13 protein-coding genes and 1 pseudogene are annotated in these 16,047 nt (G+C 70.3%); 6 read left to right on the top strand and 8 right to left on the bottom strand.

Annotated features, from left to right (window positions below):
- Positions 1–553: 553 nt before the first annotated feature.
- Together ACFHW1_RS27770 and ACFHW1_RS27765 are read right to left on the bottom strand one after the other, a co-directional pair.
- A complete protein-coding gene (locus ACFHW1_RS27770) occupies positions 554–2,794 on the bottom strand; it encodes an ATP-dependent RecD-like DNA helicase (protein ID WP_416616531.1) in 2,241 nt (746 codons plus the stop codon).
- 67 nt (positions 2,795–2,861) lie between these two features.
- Entirely contained in the window at positions 2,862–4,838 is a 1,977-nt protein-coding gene (locus ACFHW1_RS27765) for an ABC transporter ATP-binding protein (RefSeq protein WP_416616530.1), read from the bottom strand.
- A gap of 200 nt (positions 4,839–5,038) precedes the next feature.
- On the opposite strand from ACFHW1_RS27765, the gene ACFHW1_RS27760 reads away from it, so the two are divergent.
- Both ACFHW1_RS27760 and ACFHW1_RS27755 read left to right on the top strand, forming a co-directional pair.
- Complete coding sequence (locus tag ACFHW1_RS27760) at positions 5,039–5,617, top strand: hypothetical protein (protein ID WP_416556551.1); 579 nt, start codon at positions 5,039–5,041, stop codon at positions 5,615–5,617.
- Between the two features lie 97 nt (positions 5,618–5,714).
- Positions 5,715–7,748: an AAA family ATPase gene (locus ACFHW1_RS27755; protein WP_416616528.1), complete on the top strand. Its 2,034-nt coding sequence runs from the start codon at positions 5,715–5,717 to the stop codon at positions 7,746–7,748.
- Between the two features lie 22 nt (positions 7,749–7,770).
- Here the strand turns inward: ACFHW1_RS27755 and ACFHW1_RS27750 are convergent, their stop codons facing one another.
- The gene (locus ACFHW1_RS27750) at positions 7,771–9,840 is read right to left on the bottom strand and encodes an AAA family ATPase (protein ID WP_416616527.1); all 2,070 of its coding nucleotides are present in this window, start codon (positions 9,838–9,840) and stop codon (positions 7,771–7,773) included.
- Positions 9,841–9,938: 98 nt separating this feature from the next.
- Positions 9,939–10,385 (bottom strand): hypothetical protein, encoded by a 447-nt coding sequence (locus ACFHW1_RS27745; protein WP_416616526.1) that lies wholly within the window; start codon positions 10,383–10,385, stop codon positions 9,939–9,941.
- A 58-nt stretch (positions 10,386–10,443) separates the two neighbouring features.
- Between ACFHW1_RS27745 and ACFHW1_RS27740 the strand changes: the two genes are divergently transcribed.
- Positions 10,444–10,701 carry a type II toxin-antitoxin system Phd/YefM family antitoxin gene (locus tag ACFHW1_RS27740; protein ID WP_278173223.1) on the top strand — a complete coding sequence of 86 codons (258 nt, stop codon included), beginning with the start codon at positions 10,444–10,446 and terminating at the stop codon, positions 10,699–10,701.
- Positions 10,698–10,958, top strand: coding sequence for a Txe/YoeB family addiction module toxin (locus ACFHW1_RS27735; protein ID WP_416569481.1), 261 nt, complete (start codon positions 10,698–10,700; stop codon positions 10,956–10,958). The genes ACFHW1_RS27740 and ACFHW1_RS27735 overlap by 4 nt, the downstream gene beginning before the upstream one ends.
- Here the strand turns inward: ACFHW1_RS27735 and ACFHW1_RS27730 are convergent.
- The 3 genes and pseudogenes from ACFHW1_RS27730 to ACFHW1_RS27720 all read right to left on the bottom strand — a co-directional run bounded on the left by ACFHW1_RS27730 (position 10,930) and on the right by ACFHW1_RS27720 (position 12,093).
- Positions 10,930–11,073 (bottom strand): hypothetical protein, encoded by a 144-nt coding sequence (locus ACFHW1_RS27730; RefSeq protein WP_416569485.1) that lies wholly within the window; start codon positions 11,071–11,073, stop codon positions 10,930–10,932. The two genes, ACFHW1_RS27735 and ACFHW1_RS27730, sit on opposite strands and share 29 nt — an antisense overlap.
- A 221-nt stretch (positions 11,074–11,294) precedes the next feature.
- A pseudogene (locus tag ACFHW1_RS27725) lies at positions 11,295–11,438 on the bottom strand (HAMP domain-containing protein); the annotation flags it as partial.
- Positions 11,439–11,634: 196 nt separating this feature from the next.
- Positions 11,635–12,093, bottom strand: a complete 459-nt coding sequence (locus ACFHW1_RS27720) for a response regulator transcription factor (RefSeq protein ID WP_416616524.1) — start codon at positions 12,091–12,093, stop codon at positions 11,635–11,637.
- A gap of 17 nt (positions 12,094–12,110) precedes the next feature.
- Between ACFHW1_RS27720 and ACFHW1_RS27715 the strand changes: the two genes are divergently transcribed.
- Positions 12,111–12,782 carry a methyltransferase domain-containing protein gene (locus ACFHW1_RS27715; RefSeq protein WP_416556544.1) on the top strand — a complete coding sequence of 224 codons (672 nt, stop codon included), beginning with the start codon at positions 12,111–12,113 and terminating at the stop codon, positions 12,780–12,782.
- A 918-nt stretch (positions 12,783–13,700) separates the two neighbouring features.
- Positions 13,701–13,952, top strand: a complete 252-nt coding sequence (locus ACFHW1_RS27710; protein ID WP_416556558.1) for an alpha/beta fold hydrolase — start codon at positions 13,701–13,703, stop codon at positions 13,950–13,952.
- Between the two features lie 1,099 nt (positions 13,953–15,051).
- On the opposite strand, the gene ACFHW1_RS27705 is transcribed toward ACFHW1_RS27710, so the two are convergent.
- A complete protein-coding gene (locus ACFHW1_RS27705; protein ID WP_416556543.1) occupies positions 15,052–15,783 on the bottom strand; it encodes a class I SAM-dependent methyltransferase in 732 nt (243 codons plus the stop codon).
- Positions 15,784–16,047 lie beyond the last annotated feature (264 nt).

Below are 16,047 nucleotides of genomic sequence, written 5' to 3'. Positions count from 1 at the left end.
CGCCGTAACCACGGGAAACCCTGCCGTGACCAGGGGTCACCCGACTTTGCAATAGCCCTGCGCCTACACCGGCGGCGAGGCCTTGGCTTGATCGCCCTCTCGTTGACGGAAGGCAAGCAGGTCAGCTGCATGGGTAGCCGGATCGCCGGAGTCAGCTCCCGCATGGCTAGGAGTGCCGCGATCGGGCCGCGACTCAGGGCCGCGTCCACGGTCTGCCGGTCACCAACCGACAACGACTGCTAGACCTGACCGGCCGTGCACATGCTGCAGAGCCCACCGATGTGCTCAGCGTCAGCGACCGAACATCGCGTCGTGCAGCCGGGACAAGTGAAGTGGAACATGGCCGGATCATGCAGCGGACGAATCCGAGCCAGCAACCGTGTCGACGACATGTGAAATTGGCTCTGGCGACGGTCGAAGTTTGACCAGTATGACGATGAGGCGGCGCGTTCGTAGCGGGCTGAGATACACGGCCTGCTCGACACCAAGATCCTCATCCTGGGCCGGCAGGTGCGCATTGACCCAACCCGTACACGATATTGATCATCAAGGGTCAGTCGTCGGGTGCCAGGCGGTGGGTGAGTGCGGTGTGCCGGCGGCCTGCCCCGGCGGTCCGGACCGCGATCGCGATCGCCTTGCGGGAGCCGACCAGGACCACGAGCTTCTTCGCCCGGGTCACCGCCGTGTAGAGCAGGTTGCGCTGCAGCAGCGTGTACGAACTCATCGTCACCGGGATGACCACCGCCGGATACTCGCTGCCCTGTGAGCGGTGCACGGTGATCGCGTACGCGTGCTGCAGCTCGTCCAGCTCGTCGAACTCGTACTCGATGTCCTCGTCCTCGTCGGTGCGGACGGTCAGCTTGCGCTCCTCGGTGCTGACCGCGGTGACCACCCCGATGGTGCCGTTGAAGACCCCGGCGGTGCCCTTGTCGTAGTTGTTGCGGATCTGGATGACCTTGTCGTTGATCCGGAACACCCGCGCGCCGTGCCGCCGCTCCGGCCGGTCGTCACGCGGCGGTGCGAGCGCCTCCTGCAGGGCGGTGTTCAGGTTGCCGGCGCCGGCCGGACCCCGGTGCATCGGGCTGAGTACCTGGATGTCGCGGGCCGGCATCCGGAACTTGCGCGGGATCCGCCGGGCGACGATGTCCACCACCAGGCCGGCGACCGCCTCCGGGTCGTCGGCCGCGAACAGGAAGAAGTCGGCCATGCCGTCGGTACGGGGCTGCTCGCCGGCGTTGATCCGGTGCGCATTGACCACCACCCCGGACTCCTGGGCCTGCCGGAAGATCCGGGTCAACCGCACCTGCGGTACGGCCGGGGCGGCGAGCACGTCGCGCAGCACTTCGCCGGCTCCGACCGACGGCAACTGGTCGACGTCGCCGACCAGCAGCAGGTGGGCGCCGGGTGCCACCGCCTTGACCAGCTTGTTGGCCAGGATCAGGTCGAGCATCGAGGCCTCGTCGACGACGATCAGGTCGGCGTCGATCGGGTTGTCCCGGTCGTACGTCGGATCCCCACCCGGCCGCAGCTGCAGCAGCCGGTGCACGGTGGCGGCCGGGTGGCCGGTGAGCTCGGTCATCCGCTTCGCCGCCCGGCCGGTCGGCGCGGCGAGCACGATCTTGGCGCCCTTGGCGGCGGCCAGCGTGATGATCGACTTGACGGTGAACGACTTGCCGCAGCCCGGCCCGCCGGTGAGCACCGCCACCTTCGAGGTCAGCGCCAGGCGTACCGCCTGCTCCTGCTCGGGGGCGAGGTCGGCGCCGGTGCCGGCGCGCAGCCAGGCCAGCGCCCGGCCCCAGTCGACGTCGGCGAACGCCGACAACCGGTCGGCGCGGTGGTGCAGCAGCCGCAGCAGGCTGCCGGCCAGTGAGCATTCGGCCCGGTGGAACGGCACCAGGTAGACGGCCGGGATGGTGCCGCCCCCGCTGGTCGGGTTCGGCACCGCCTCGCGTACCACGCCTTCCTCGGCGACCAGCGCGGTGAGCGCGTCGCGGACCAGTTCGACGGCGACGCCGAGGATGCCGGCGGCGTCGGTGCACAGGTTGGGCTCCGGCAGGTAGCAGTGGCCGTTGTCGGCGGCCTCGGAGAGGGTGTACTGGATGCCGGCCTTGATCCGTTCCGGGCTGTCGTGCGGGATGCCGACCGCCTGGGCGATGGTGTCGGCGGTCTTGAATCCGATGCCCCAGACGTCGGCGGCCAGCCGGTACGGCTCGTTGCGGACGATCGAGATCGACCCGTCGCCGTACTTCTTGTAGATCCGTACGGCGAGCGAGGTGGTGACCCCGACCCCCTGCAGGAAGATCATCACTTCCTTGATCGCCTGCTGTTCGATCCACGCCTTGGCGATCAGCGACGTCCGTTTCGGCCCGAGACCGGGGACCTCGACCAGCCGGCCAGCCTCTTCCTCGATGATGCGTAGCGTGTCGGCGCCGAAGTGGGCGACGATCCGGCCGGCCATCTTCGGCCCGATCCCCTTGATCAGGCCGGAGCCGAGGTAGCGTTCGATGCCCTGCACGGTGGCCGGCAGCACGGTGGTGTACGAGTGGACCTCGAACTGTCGGCCGTACTTCGGGTGCGATCCCCACCGGCCGACCAGCCGGATACTTTCCCCGGGCTGTACGCCGAGCAGCGAGCCGACCACGGTCAGCAGGTCGGTGCCGGACCGCTCGGTGGCGACCCGGGCGATGGTGTAGCCGGTCTCCTCGTTGGCGTAGGTGATCCGTTCCAGGACCGCCTCCAGTACCGCTGCCGGAGCCCGGGTCGGCGGCGCGGCCGAGGCGGCGGCAGAGGGCATGGCTGGCGGCGCAGCCGAGGGCGTGGCCGGGGCGGCGGTGGGTCCGGTGGTGGCGGTCACCGGTCGATTATCCGACGGGCGTGTCGGCGTACCCGCTCGCCTGCAGTTCGAACAGTTCCCGGTACAGCCCGTCGGCGGCGAGTAGCTCGTCGTGCGTACCGGCCTCGATCAGCCGGCCCGACCGCAGCACGTAGATCCGGTCGGCCTGGCGGACGTTCGCCAGCCGGTGGGTGATCAGCACGACAGTCCGGTCGGGTCGGCGTTTGAGCTGCTGGAACAGGGCGTGTTCGGCGCGGGCGTCCAGCGCCGCGGACGGTTCGTCGCAGATCAGCAGCGGCGCGTCGCGGTAGATGCCACGGGCGGCGACCAGCCGCTGCCACTGGCCACCGGAGAGGTCGTGGCCCTCCCGGAAGTTGCGGTCGAGCAGCGTCTGATAGCCGCGGGGCAGGCTTTCGATCATGTCGTGGGCGGTGGCGGCGGTCGCCGCATCCACCATGGACGGCCGTACCCGGTCGCGCTCCGCCTGGTGGCGGTCCGGCTGACCGTACCCTGACCGGTCGCGGTCCGGTCGGCCGATGGTGATGTTCTGCCCGGCGGTGAACGGGAACCGCCACCAGTCCTGGCTCACCACCGCGACCTGGCCGGCGAGCCGCTGCGGGTCGATCTCGTCGATGTCGACGCCGTCCCAGCGGATGGTGCCGCTGCTCGGCCGGTACAGCCCGGCGATCAGCTTGGCCAGGGTCGACTTTCCAGAGCCGTTCTCGCCGACCAGCGCGATCACCTCACCCCGACACAGGGTCAAGCTGACCCCGTCGACCGCCGGCCGGTCGGTGTCCGGGTAGCTCAGGCTGACGCCGTCCAGCTCGATCTCGTCGTACCCGCCGATCCGCCGGCCGCCGGCCGGCGGCACCTGTCGGTCGGCGCGGGCCAGGAAGTCGCGGTAGTCGCGGTAGTACAGCGCGTCCTCGTACAGCGCGTTGGTGGCGTGGATGGCGGTGTTGAGGTTGGCCCGGGCGGCCTGGAGCGCGATCATCGCGGTGGCGGCGGCGGCCAACGGGATCATGCCGACCAGAAGCAGACCGCCGAGTACGGCGTAGACGACGAAGGTGGCGGTGCCGCTGAACGCGCCGCCGACGACCCGGGTGCCGGTCTGTGCCCGGACCAGTCGCAGCTGGGCCCGGGTCTCGGTGGTCATCGTGCGGTGGTACTCGCCGAGCAGGAAGTCCCGCATCTGGTAGGTGCGGATCTCCGCAGCGGTGTGCCGGTTCGCCATCAGGTGGGCCAACATCCACATCCGTCGCCGGCGGGTGATCCGGGCCAGCAACGCGAGGTATTCGCGGCGGGCGATCCGGATGGCGGTGACGGCGGCCGGTACCGCCGCCAGCAGCAGACACGGCAGCAGCAGCGGTTCGATGACGGTGACCGCTGCGGCGGTGGCGGCCACCCCGACGACCCCGGTGGTGAGGTTCACCGCGTCATCGACAATGGACGCCGCTTCGACGGTCCCCCGGTCGCGGGCCCGGTCCATCTCCTCGGCAAAGCCGGCGTCGTCGAAGGCGGCCAGCTCCACCGACGTGGTGGCCTCGAACAGCCGCAGCTCGGCCCGGTAGGTGACCTGTGGCTTCAGCCGGGCCTGGGCCCAGCCGGCGGCGATGGTCAGCCCGCCCCGGGCCACCACGGCGAGCGCGGCGACGGCGAGTGCTGGAGCGGCCGCGCGGATCCGGTCCGGTGTCGGACCGGAGGCGAAAAGTTCCCGCAGTACGCTGCTGGTGGCCAGCAGCCCGAACGTGGTCATCACCCCGGCCACGATGTTCAGCCCGATCGCGGCGACCGTGTCGCGTGGGCTCACCGACCAGGCCAACTGGACCGCCTCGGCGAGGATCCCGGGCAGCCGGCGGGCGACCGTCCAGAAGCTGGTCTCGGCGAACGCGCGGGCGTGGTGCATCCAGTCCGCGTCGGCGAGTTCGGGCAGCGCCTCGCGGTCGGCGGGAGAGTCGGCCGGTGGTTGCGTGGCAGCGGAAGCCTTTTGTCGAATAGGCCACATTCGTCCGATCCTTTGTTGTCGGCCTGCCGCAGGGGGCTGACGGAGCGTAGCGTGGAGGCTACTGAAGGATATGTGGTCGGTGATGCCGGTGAGTGTCGTGCCGGATATCCATGGCAAACTTTCGATCCGGTGGCGCACGGCCGCCCACCGTGCCGGCGGCGAACGGCCGCCCATCCCCGACGGAAGAGAGCCACCGACCAATGGACCAGCAGCAACTGCAGACGCTGCGACAGATGCACGTACGGCAACGCATCCGGCCAATCGTCAATCAGTACGAGGTCCGCGCCGTCGGCCCGGACGGCTCATCCGGGCCGCTGCTCGCCTTCGCCCAGCAGAAGCGGCTGGCCTTCCGTGAACGGGTCACCTTCTACGCCGACGACCAGCGCCAGCAGTGCGTACTCGGGTTCAACGCCCGGCAGGTGGTCGACCTCGGGGCGACCTACGACGTGACGGACGCCGCCGGCCACCCGATCGGACTGTTCCGCAAGGACTTCACCCGGTCGCTGCTGCGCTCCACCTGGCACCTGGAGCAACCCGGCCTCGGCGTGGCGACCGGCGCGGAGCGCAACATGGTGGTCGCCGTGCTGCGCCGGATCGGCGACCTGCCCCCCTGGCTGCCGTACCACTTCGACTTCACCATCGACGGCCAACCGGCCTTCTCCGTGGTACGCAAGTGGAGCCTGCGGGACAACTACCAGGTCGACATCCACCACCCGCAACTGGACCGCCGCCTGGTGATCGCCATGGCCGTCGCACTGGACACCCTGCAGTCACGCTGACCTGCCGATCCCGCCCCGGGGCGGCCGGTGGTGCCATCCCGGCTGTCGGGCCGGGGCGGCCGCTGGCGTACCGGCTTCACTAAGATATCGATTTGTGATGGCCGGATGTGGGCAAGCGACCACCAGTCTGGACCGACGGCTGCGGCAGACCCGGGAGCACCACTTCGTTGGCCGGGCCGCCGAGCTCGCTCTGCTGCGGCAGGCGTTGGAGCGCGCCCCCGAACCGCTCGGAGTGCTCTACCTGCACGGGCCGGGCGGCATCGGCAAGTCCACCCTGCTGCGGTACTTCAGTGACGAGGCGGCCGCAGCCGGGCGACGGGTGGTGCATGTGGACGGCCGGGCGGTCAGTCCGTCACCGGGCCGGTTCGAGCTCGCCGCCGGCGACGCGCTGGCCGACGACACGGCGGTGCTGCTGGTCGACTCCTTCGAGCAATGCCAGGGGCTGGAGGACTGGCTGCGGGACCGGTTCCTGCCGCGACTGCCGGAGTCCGTCCTGGTGGTGTTGGCCGGCCGGGGCGGCCCCGGGCCGCAGTGGCGGGCCGATCCGGCCTGGCGTGATCTGCTGAAAGTGATCCCGATGGGCAACCTGTCCCGGGAGCATGCCGTCGCGCTGCTCAACCGCCGGGGCGTACCGCCGGATCTGCATCCCTCGGTGTTGTCGTTCGCCGGCGGCCACCCGCTGGCGCTGCGGCTCGCAGCCGAGGTCGCGGTCACCCACGACGCTGCCGCCACCGCCGCCTGGCGGCCCAGCCTGAACGTGGTGGAGACCCTGCTCACCCAGTTGATCGGGGAGACGCCGTCACCGCTGCACCGGCAGGCGCTGGAGATCTGCGCGCATGCCCAGACGACCACCGAAGGACTGCTGCGGGCGGCCCTGGACCGCGACCCCGGGCCGATCTTCGCCTGGCTGCGTGAGTTGCCGTTCATCGAGTCCGACGCCCGCGGCCTGCGTCCGCACGACGTGGTCCGTGACGCGCTCAACGACGACCTGCGCTGGCGTGACCCGCAGGGCTACGAGACGATGCACCGGCGGTTGCACGCCTACCTGCTCGAGCAGGCGTTGGCCGCCACCGGGCCGACGGTGCTGCCGGCGGTCGGCGCGATGATGTACCTGCAACGGCACGCGCAGGAGATCCGCCGCTACTTCACCTTCGCCGGCGAGGGCGAGGCCTACGAGGCTCCGTACCAGCCGGCGGACCGGCCGACGGTGCTGGACCTCGCCGGCGAGGCCGAAGGCCCGGGGTCCGCTGCGCTGGTCGGCTTCTGGCTGGACCGTCAGCCCGAGGGCTGCCACGTCTACCGCAGCTCCGCCACCGACGAGGTGGTGGGCTTCATGATCTGGCTGGACCTGGACGACCCACAGCCGGCCGAGCTGGAAGCCGATCCGGTCGTCGACACCGCCTGGCGGCACTGCCGGGCCAGCGCCCCGCTGCGCGGCGGCGAACACATCGGTCTGGCCCGGTTCATGGTGCATCCCCCGTCCTACCAGCGGCCGTCGCCGGTGACCGACATGATCCAGATGCGGATGCTGGCCCACTACCTGCATGACAAGGGTCTGGCCCTGCACTACCTGGTGCTGCGCGACGCCGAGTTCTGGGGGCCACACCTGGCGTACTTCGACGACCATCCGGTCGATACGGTGCCGCAGGTCGGCGGACGCCCGTACCACCTGTTCTTCCACGACTGGCGGGTCGCGCCGCTGATGCACTGGCTCAACCACAACCAGCAGCAACTGTTGTACGGGCTGCAGCCGCGTACCGCCCGGCCCGGCGCCGACCTGCTGGTGCTGTCCCGCCCCGAGTTCGACGCGGCGGTCCGGTCCGCGATGCGGGCCTGGCGCCGCCCCGACGCGCTCGCCGCCAACCCGCTGGTCCGTACCCGGCTGGTCGCCGACCGCCCGGACGGCGACCCGGTCGACGCGCTGCGCGGCGTACTCGGTGCCGCGCTCGACGGCCTGCGCGCCGACACCCGGTCACACCGGGTACTGGTCACCACGTTCGTGCACGGCACCCCGACGCAGGAGGCGGCGGCGGACCGGCTCGGCCTGCCGTTCAGCACCTACCGGCGGCATCTGACCCGGGCGTTGGACCGGATCAGCGACGCCCTGTGGCACCGCGAACTGCACGGCTGACTCAAGCTGAGCGACGGTCGGGTCACGACTCCCGGCGCCACAACAGTTCACAGACCCGGTCGACGGCGGCCCGCAGATGCCGCTTGTACGTGCTGGCCGGCAGGCCGAGCCGGTCCGCCGCCGCCTCCTGGGTGGTCGGCCCGGTGAGGTAGGTGGCGGACAGCACCCGGTACAGCTTGGCGTCGCGGGGGTCGTGCCGCAGCGACTCCGCGGCGTCGGCCAGCAGCGTCCGCAGCGTGTCCACCGGGTCCCGGGTGCTGGTCCGATCAGCGGCGGAGCCACCTCCGGGGGCGACCACCAGCCGGCTGCGGGTCAACGGGTTGGCCCGCAGCGCCGACTCGTCGTGCAGCCGCCGCAGCGCCGACCGGACCGCCGCGTCGAAGTCGGGCCGGGACAGCACCGCGTGGACCGGGGTCGCGACGGCGGTGCTCGCGCCGGTCGACGACCGGGCCGGCGCGGCGTTCAGCGGCCACGCGGTCACCCGGGCCGCCCACCCGTGCACCGGGACCGCCCGCCAGTCATGCGCGTACAGGTCGTACGCCCGGCCGTTCGCCACCGGCCGGGGCCGGACCGGCTGGTGGTCGATGAACTCGGCCACCCCGACCGCCTCGTCGGCCAGCGTGAGGAACGACCAGGCGAGTCGCTGCGACCGAATCCACCACTGCAGGGTCCGCACGTGCATCAGGTCCCGGACCGCGGAGCGCCGCCGCGCCGGCAGCGGGTAGCTGAACCGGGTGACCAGGATGTGTTCGCCGGCCCGCGGCGGCGCGGTCGCGGCACACCGCCACACCGCCGCGACCACCGGGTCGGCGGCGACCTCGTCCGGATCCGGGCCGGTCAGCCGCAGCGTCACCTGGAACCCGGCGACGGCCCCGTCGTGCGAGCGCCGGTACACGTCGAACGCCTCCGGTTGGCGGTCCAGCCAGAAGCCGACCAGATCGTCGGTGCCGTCGCCGGACTCCCGCACGATCCGCCGCAGGGTGGCGTGGTCGTCGGGCGTCGCCAGGTCCGGGTAGACCGCGCCGCCGCCGTGGCGCAGCGCGAACGGCGCCATCACGGCGGTGTCCTGCAGAATGTGGTACAGCGAGCGGACCGCCGGTAGGACGGCGTCGCCGCTGGCGGCCCGTGCCCGGTGCAGCAGGTGGGCCGCCACCCGGGCGTGCATCACCTGGTAGCCGTGCGGGTCCCGCCAGCGCAGATCCGCGTCCAGCACACTACGTACCACGTCGTGCGGGACGACCCCATCGCGGCTACTTTGGACGAATGGCAGCCGGCGCAGCCAGGCGAACAGCTCCGCCGCCGCCTCGCCGACGACCGAACGCAGCAGGTCCTCGGTGGTGGTCAGCGCGTGTGAGCAGGTCTCCAGCGCGAGCCGGTGCTGCGCCGACGGCACCTCGCCGACCAGGTGGTGCAGCAGGGTCGCGACGACGTCCGGGGTCGGTGTCCAGGTGGCGGCGGCCCGCCGGTCGCCGACCGCGACCGCGGCGGAGAGGTTGAGCGCGAGCGGATGGCCGCCAGCGAAGCGCAGCACCGCCTCCCAGAGTTCACGCGGTACGCCGCGCCGGTCCAGCAGTTCGGTGGCCGCGTCCGGCGGCAGACCGCCGAGGCTCTCCACCCGCAGTACGCCGGACCAACCGAGGTCGGCCTGCCACTCGCAGTCCGGTGCCTGCCGGCCGGCGACCACCACGACGACGCCGTCCGGGATGCGCGGCAGGAACCGGTCCCGCAGCCAGCCTTCCAGACCCTGGCAGCGTTCGAACGTGTCGACGAGCAGGACGGCCGGCGCGCCGCTGAGCGCGACGTAGGCGGCTGCGGTGAATCCGGCCGGGGACGGGTCGATGCCGGCGCCGTCGACCTGGACGACGATCCGGCCGGCGTCGCGGGCGAGGGTCGCGAACCGACGCAGCAACATGGACTTGCCGATGCCGCCGGGGCCGTGTACGAACCACACCGGACATCCGTCCGGCGTGCCGGCCAGTGCGGCCCTAAAGGCGTCCAGTTCGGCAGTACGGCCGACGAACGCCTCCTCGCGGGCCGTTCCCAGTCGGTTTGCCAGCCGCCCAGCCACCGTACCCCCCGTGATCTGGTCCACCCGGCATAGTACGGTGGGTTACCGCCGGTGCTGAACGACAGCCCGGCTGCTGCGTCGAGTGGTCGACCCGCTTCGCCGGCCGGTAGCAGCCCGTCGCGCTAAGCCAGGCCGCGCCAGCGACGCTCCGCCGCCGGGAAGTACTCCTCGTCAGGGTCGACGTACCCGTCGGGCCACCGGCGGCGGGCCTTGGCCCGCTCCGCATGCTGAAAGACCAGCAGCCGCAACTGATCGGGTATCCGACCCGACTCGAAGTGCTCACGCGCCTCGTCCAGCGTCGTCGGCAGTCCGGTCGGCTCGACCGTCCGTTGTAACGGTGCCGCCGGGGCGATCTTGTCGGTGGCGTCGGCCGGCAACCCGAGCCTGCGCCGGACCTCGCGCCGGGCCCGGACCAGCACCGACGACATCCGCATCCAGCCGTTCGGCCCGCGCAGCGCCTCGAGATCCTCCGGCGTCAGGCGGGCGACGGTCCGGTCGTACCACTCCAGCGCCGCCGGCAGGTCACCGCGTTCGGCCAGCAACTCGGCTACGGGGGTGCGAGGGATCACCCGGGCAGCGGGGTCTCGACAAGTGGTACCGTATCCGGTACAAGGTTGAGGAGGCGTCATGGCGGCGGCGATCAGTGCGAGCGAGGCCCGCAAGACTCTGTTCCCGCTCATCGAGCGGGTCAACGAGGACCACACCCCGATTGAGATCGTCTCCAAGCGGGGCAATGCAGTGCTGGTGAGCAAGGAGGACTGGGATTCGATCATGGAGACGAACTACCTGCTCCGGACGCCTGCCAACGCGAATCACCTGATGGAGAGCATCGATCAGTGGCGGGCCGGGACCGCCGTCGAGCGTGACCTGGGTCTCGACGAGTGAAGCTCACCTGGACCGACAACGCCTGGGCCGACTACCTGTACTGGCAGACCCAGGACCGCAAGACGCTGAGGCGAATCAACGCCCTGATTTCCGATATCAAGCGGGACCCTGACGGGCCAGGCATCGGCAAGCCCGAGATTCTTCGGAACAACCTTGCCGGCCTGCGGTCGCGGCGCATCGACGATGAGCACCGTCTGGTGTACGCGGTCGAGCAGGGGGCAATCACTGTCATTTCATGCCGCTACCACTACGAGTGACGCCAGCGGCACCGGCCGGCGCGGCCGGGACGGTGAACCAGATGGTGGTCCCGCCGCCGGGAGTGGTGTCGGTGCCGACCTCGCCGCCGAGAGCCCGTACCGTGCCGGCGACGATCGCCAGCCCGAGCCCGCTGCCCTCGACGGTGCCGCCCGCCGCGCCCGCCCGGCGTCGGCGTGCACCGACACCTCGGCGTTCGCCTCGACCGGCGTGTACGCCCGTACGTTAACCAGCAGGTTCGCCAGCACCCGCCGCAGCTCGTGCGACGCGTCCGTGACGAACGACCGCATCCGCTGCTCGGAACGCTCCCGCACGGCCAACGCGGCGAGGATCCGGTCCAGCATGCCGTTGACCGCCAGGGTCAGCCGGCCCGCTTCGGTACGCCGTACCCGTCGGGGGTCGTCGGTTATCGGTACCCGGCGGTCCAACTGCCCACCGGCGATCGCGTCGGCGGTCCGCGCGATGTCGTCCAACGGCCGCATCCGGGCCACGATCAGCATCCGGGCCAGAAACGCCAGCAGTACGGCTACCGCCACCGCCACCGCCACCAGCACCTCGATGCCGAGCAGCCGCGCCACGGTTTCCCGGACCGGAGCCAGCGGCAGCCCCAGCAGCACCACGCCGGGGCCGGCGTCGACGGTCACCACCCGGTCCCCCCTTCCGGTGTGGTGATGCTGGTCAGCGGGGACTGCCCGCCGGAGTCGTAGCGCCACACCGCCTCCAGGATCTGACTGCGGGACCGGAGCCGACCCGGCGCAGCACCGCCCGTACCCGGGCCAGCAGTTCCTCCACCGCGAACGGCTTGGTCAGGTAGTCGTCACCGCCGAGGGTTAGCCCGGAGACAAGGTCGCGGCGGGCGTCGCGGGCGGTCAGGAAGACGATGCCGAACCGGCGGCCGCGTTGCCGTAGCCGCCGGCACAGGTCGAAGCCGTCGCCGTCGGGCAGCATCACGTCGAGTACGACGAGGTCCGGTCGACCCGACTCGGCGAGCTGCTCCGCCTGCGCCACCGTGGTCGCGGAGTCGACGGCGAAACCGTGGAAGGTGCGCACGGTGACCAGCATGTCGACGATGTTCGGCTGGTCGTCGACGACCAGGATGCGCGCCGATGTGTTGCCCATGTCCGCTGAACAGATCACGCCATCATGGGAGAAGGATGAGAACGGGTAACGTGCTGCGGGTGTCCGACGCCGACTTCCTGACCACCACCCGTGACTCCTACGATGCGATCGTCGGCGAGTACGCCGAGGCGGTGAACTCGGAGCTGGACGAGTCACCGCTGGACCGGGCCATGCTGGGCATGTTCGCCGAGCTGGTGCGTTCGACAGGTAACACGGCGGTCGCCGATGTCGGCTGCGGGCCGGGTCGGGTCACCGTGCTGTTGGCCGGGCACGGGCTGGACGCGTTCGGTGTCGACCTGTCCCCAGGCATGATCGACCACGCCCGCCGGGCGTACCCGGGGCTGCGGTTCGAGGTCGGTTCGATGCTCGACCTGGACCTGCCCGACGGCGGGCTCGGTGGGCTGCTCGCCTACTTTTCGATCATCCATCTGCCGTGGCAGCGGCGGCCGGAGGCGTTCGCCGAGTTCCACCGGGTGCTGGTGCCGGGCGGCTACCTGATGTTGGTTTTCCAGGTCGGCGACGACATCCGGCACCGGGACGAGTTCGAGGGCAAGCGGATCGACCTGCGCTTCCACCGGCAGCGGCCGGCCGAGGTGGCGCGGTTGCTGACCGGAGCCGGTTTCCAGGTCCTGGTGACCGTCGAGCAGACCCCGCCGGCACCGGGCCGCCCGCCGCTGGGCATGCTGGTCGCCCGCCGCAAACCCTGACAGGTGGGGACGATGTCCAGCTGGTCGCCGTCCAACTTGTCTACTGAGCCTCGACGCCGGCAGCCCAGGGTCGGTGAAGGGGGCCGAGTTGTTCGGGCGGTACGGGGCAGCGTGTGCATCGCCTCTTCCCGCGCCTGTCGGTACGCGTCGAGTGGAGGGTCCAGGCACGTAATTCATCGGGGATGACGTGCCCGGACCCTCCACTCGACAACGTGCCGGGGCGTGACAGCCCGACGCACGCCGGGCTCGGCGGCGATTGGTGGGGCATGATCGGATCGGGCCGGACATCCCGGCCGCCGCACTTCCGACCGGAACGACGGCTGGGGCAGCGGTTGACTGGTGGCCGCCGAACCGCCAGAGGGCTTCCCCGCCGGCGAAGTCGCCCACCAAGCGTCCGCCCAGACCGTGTCACCCGGCGAGTACGCCGTCGAATCCTGGTCGAGCAGGACGTGGTGCTCGGCGCGGGAGCCGGCGTACGTCCCGAGCCGGTCAGCCAGTGGCTGCCAGCGCGGCGATCCCCGGAATCCGTTCCAGTAAGGCGATCGCTGGCTCAGCGCGACCCGCGGCCCGAGTATGTTACTGGCTGACCTCGTCTCGCATTGGGAGCTGCCGTCCCCACATGTCGTAGCTCACGACTACGGCGGTGCCGTCGCGTTGAGGGCCCTTCTCTTGCACGGCTGTTCGTTCGCGTCGTTGGCGCTCGTCGACGTGGTGGCACTGGCTCCCTGGGGGTCGGACTTCTTCCGGCTCGTACGCGACAACACCGAAGCTTTCAGCGCGCTGCCAAAGGCCGTCCACGAAGGAGCGATCCGGGCCTACATCGCAGGAGCCAGTCACATGGACCTGACGCCTAGCCAGATGCAGGACCTCGTTTCTCCCTGGCTGGGTACCGACGGGTAAGCCGCGTTCTACCGACAGATCGCTCAGGCGGACCAGACCTATACGGACGAGATTCAGGGTCTCTACCCGCGTCTGGACTTGCCCGTTCTGGTGGTGTGGGGCAAGAACGACACGTGGATCCCTGTCGACCGTGCTCACCTACTGACAGAACTCATCCCGGGCGCTCAACTCGAGCTGATCGATGGGGCGGGTCACCTGGTCCAGCTTGACCAGCCCGTACAATTAGCCACGAGGTTGCACGGTTGGCTCACCTCTCAGGCCACGACTTGATGCGGTTCAACATCCGCTCATCGGCACGACAGCACACCGATCGTCGTGACGCTCGGATCGCGGCATTTCCGGGCGTCGCGGAGCAGCATGGGTAGCACAGAGCGTGACAGCCCTGCCGGCGCCGCGCGCGATTAGCTCACCGAAGAGTTGCGGACTGCCGCGCAGCGGTCGCGGTTGCCGGTGCCGGCTGTCGGCCGCGGTGGCTCGCACGGCGGGCGCAGGATCCGCCGACCTAGGCGAGGGTTACGGTGGATAATCAACAATCCGACGATGAGGCTGCAAATGATCAATGTCCAGGAGTTCGCGCGACGGCTGAGTACTCTCGGAGCTGATGCGTTCACCATCGACGACGTCGTGGACCTGGCGACTGCGGCTGATGTTCGCATCAGCGCAGACCTCGAGATCGACGCCGCCCTGGCGCAGCGCTTGCTCGACCAGATCTCGCCCACCCTGCCGGTCACCGGGGCCCAGATCGCGGCGTCGCAATGGCCGCCACCGGAGTCTTGCCGTCCTGCGGCGCCTTCGGTGTTGTTCTCCAGCCCCGGTGCCGTCGACGGACCGGCTGATCAGCCGACCCGTTCCCGCAGTTCTGGGCCTGCGGGTAGCGGCCGGCGACACGGCTCTCGACGAACTGGCAGGTGAACCTGCCGTCGCAGCTTTCAGCAACAGCCAGACTGCTCGCCGCCGCCGGCTACGACGTGAGCTGCGAACCCAACCGGCTGGTATTCGCCTGACGGGCGTTGGCACCCGATCTTCGACGTAGAATCCCGCGATCTGGGTGAGCCGTGGCGACTCTGGCTCACGGGCCATGACGTGCCCGAGCCGTCTACCTGAACGGTGCACGCCCCTGATGCCGGCACATGGTCATGTCGGGAATGTTCCAGACTCGATGACCGCCTGGAACCCGAGTGCGACGACCTCATCCGCCGCCGGCCTGCAACGCGGCAGATCCGGATGGCGCTGGCGGGCAGCAGGTAAGCAGCCCACGGGGTATGGATGGGCGACGTCTTATGACAGCCCAGTTGCGTACACGCGATCGGCGAGTGGGAGGAAGCCCGGCGTGATCTTGTGGTGAAGGACGTGGTGGGCTGTGGCCCGTTCAGCGGGGTGGGGCGGTTGCCTGGGCGGTGACCGCGATGTTCCAGGGGACGACGCGTCCATCGCTTGATGCGGGCTGCCAGGGTCGTAGGTTGGTGTCCAACTCTTCGACGGCCGTCAGGCGGAGGGTGGGTGGTGCGAGGAACGCTCCGAGGAATGTTGTCAGGGTCGGGTAGCGGACGCCGACCCGGCTGCGCATCGGGTACGTGCCGGTGGGGTCACGGTGGATCCGCTCGTCGCCGTAGCCGGCGCTGATGCGTACCTCCCGGTCGGTGGCCTCGGTGCGCCGGTCGCAGAACGCTCCGGTGTAGGCCGGATGCACACCGAGGTAGATCAGCCGGCCGCCGGGCCGCAGGATGCGTGCCGCTTCGCTGATGGCGGTGGGGAAGTTGTCGATGTCGGTGTGGGTGTAGGTCATGACCACGGTGGGGACCGAGGCGTCCGCCAGTGGTAGCCGTCGTGCGTCGGCTCGGATGAGACTGGGGGTGCGGGTCGCGGCGATGCGGAGTTGGTCGGCGGAGAGGTCGATGCCGATGATCGTGTGACCGTGTGCTTCGACCGTGGCGAAGTGCAACCCGGTGCCGCAGCCGACGTCAACGCAGATGGCGCCGGTCGGGTTGGCCGGACCGAGAAGGCGGGCCAGCAGCCCGGCTGAACCGTGCTCGTCACGGTAGGCGCGGAACGTGCTGTCGTACCAGTCGGCGTGTCCGTCGTAGCGGGCGTCCGTGTCCATTCCGCCATTGTGGCTCCGTGTCGACCATCAGCCTGGGCCGCCGCCGCTCTGGTCGGGTCGCACCGCTCGTCGAGCATGGCCGAACGTCCGAGGTATCCTGCGCCCGTCACCCGACGCGAAGCACGCTCGGGCGGCAGATCCGGATGGCGGCCTCGCCGTCCCGACGGTGTACCTGGCCTGTTGAATACCGGGTTCGGAGCTTCGGATGCTCCTATCGATGTCAAGCGGCCAGTTCAAGATCATTTGATGTGATGATCTGGTAGA

It is taken from the genome of Micromonospora sp. LOL_014 (genome assembly GCF_048060245.1).
Taxonomy (GTDB): Bacteria; Actinomycetota; Actinomycetes; order Mycobacteriales; family Micromonosporaceae; genus Micromonospora_E.
This window is presented reverse-complemented; position numbering and strand designations above follow the sequence as displayed.